1 protein-coding gene is annotated in these 2,049 nt (G+C 40.7%); it reads left to right on the forward strand.

The window, feature by feature from the left end; translation table 11 throughout:
* The first annotated feature begins 249 nt into the window (after positions 1–249).
* Positions 250–1,875, forward strand: a complete 1,626-nt coding sequence (locus H6S82_RS30945; RefSeq protein WP_191057307.1) for an NHLP bacteriocin system secretion protein — start codon at positions 250–252, stop codon at positions 1,873–1,875.
* Positions 1,876–2,049: the final 174 nt, after the last annotated feature.

A 2,049-nucleotide genomic window follows, 5' to 3' on the forward strand; every position in this document is an offset into this window, starting at 1 on the left:
TCTAATATTGGGGCTTGGGTTGCCGTTCCTGATGATTTGGGCTATACACGATTCATTTTCTCGAAATCGGGATGGCTGAAAAATTAGCAGAAAAGGAAAAGAAGTAGGAAAAGCAAAAAGGGTTGACGAACGAATGAAGTCAGGCTGAAAGATGTTTTTTTTCTATTATTTCTAGGTAATGGATTAGATAAAAGTTAACGTTATAAAATTATCGCCAAATCTAGAGCGCCTCTGGGTGTAGAATCAAATATGGTTTTCAATCGGGACAGCAAAAAAGAAAGCATTTTTCGTCAAGAGTCTTTGGAACGCTTATCTTCTCCTGAGCGTTTAGACCAACTGATGCAGGTACTTGCGCCTAAAGATTGGTTAGCTTTGACTGTTTTTGGTGGTTTGACTGCGATCGGTTTGGTATGGAGCATTTTGGGTCGCATTCCTATCGCAATTGAAGGTCGGGCTATTTTTTTGCAACCCCGACAAGTAGTAGATTTACAATCTTCTATTGGTGGCAGAATACAATCTTTAAAAGTTACTGGCGGTCAGTGTGTTAAGAAAGATGAATTGTTGGCAACTATTAATCCTTTAGAGATGCAAAAACAATTACAGTTGGCTAAAGAAAAATTGCTTCAGTTGCAAAAACAAACTGGAGAAACTTCGTTAGTATCTAAGCAGAGGATGGAATTGGAAAAAATTGCGATCGCAGTTTCCCAAGAAAGTCTACAAAGACGCTTGCAAGATGCTCAAGCAATGACTCCGATCCTCAAAGAAAGAGGCTTGAATGCCATCGCCAAACAAAAGCTGAGTTTGCAGCAACGATTGCAAGAAGCGCAATCGTTTGCTCCTACTTTGAAAGAGAAAGGATTAACCGCAATTCAACAACAGCGCCTCAGTTTACAACAACGCTTAAAAGATGCTCGAGCTTTAGTTCCCGTGCTGGAACAAAGACTGAAAAAACGCCGGGAATTGGCAGTTAATGGCGCAATATCTACAGACACAGTTTTGCAGGTAGAAAAAGAGTACAACCAGGGGGTGCAAGATATTGCGGAACTGGAAGCACAGCTAAAACAACTGGATTTAACTGAGGCGCAAACTCAGCAAAGTTACCAACAAAATGTGAACAACATCGGTGAGTTACAAGCGCAGTTGCAAGAATTGGAACTGCAAAGCGTAAGAACTGAGCGGGAATATCTGGACAATCTTCGTTCTATTAATGAAATTCAAGCTCAATTGCAGGAATTAAATACTAAATATAAACGGTTAGAACAAGAAAATTTAGAAATTTCTAATCGGCGCATTCAAGAAATTCAAGAAGTTGGCCGAGAAGTGATTATTTTGGAGCAAAGAGTAACTGAAATCAGCCAAATTTTAAGTTCTCAAGATGGCTGTATTTTGGAATTGACTGCTGCTGTCGGGCAGGTGATACAACCTGGTAGTCGCTTGGGAAATATGCGAATTGGGAGTGAGCAAAAGTTAGGTCTGGCAATAGCTTATTTTTCGATTAAAGATGGCAAGCAAATTCAACCGGGAATGCCTGTTTTAATTACTCCAGATACAGTACAAAGAGAACGATTTGGGGGGATTGTCGGTCAAGTTACAGAAGTTTCTCCTTTAGCTGTTACTGCTGAAGGAACAGTGGCGACGATCGGTAATTCAGAAGTAGTAAAAAGTCTCATTAGTCAAACGGGAGCCGCAATTCAAGTTACTGCTAATTTGCAAACAGAAGATCGCAATCCTACCGGCTATAAATGGTCTTCTTCCAAAGGCCCAAACTCGAAAATTACCCCAGGAACTACGGCAACGGTTAGGGTGACGGTAGATGAGCGATCGCCTATTACTTTTTTACTACCATTTCTGCGGGAAATCTTAGGCACGAAGTAGAAGGGAAAGTCAGGGAGAAGCAGGTAAAAAGCACAAGTTTCAGGGTAAAACATTGATGATGCCATTATTCAAGAAAATCAAAGAAATTGGGGCGACCAAACCTAGATATTAAGTAGTCGGACAAAAGTAATCGACACTGTATGAACTTTTGTTAAGGCACTTGCAGGAGTGCGA

It is taken from the genome of Planktothrix sp. FACHB-1355, from assembly GCF_014748295.1.
Taxonomy (GTDB): domain Bacteria; phylum Cyanobacteriota; class Cyanobacteriia; order Cyanobacteriales; family Aerosakkonemataceae; genus Aerosakkonema; species Aerosakkonema funiforme_A.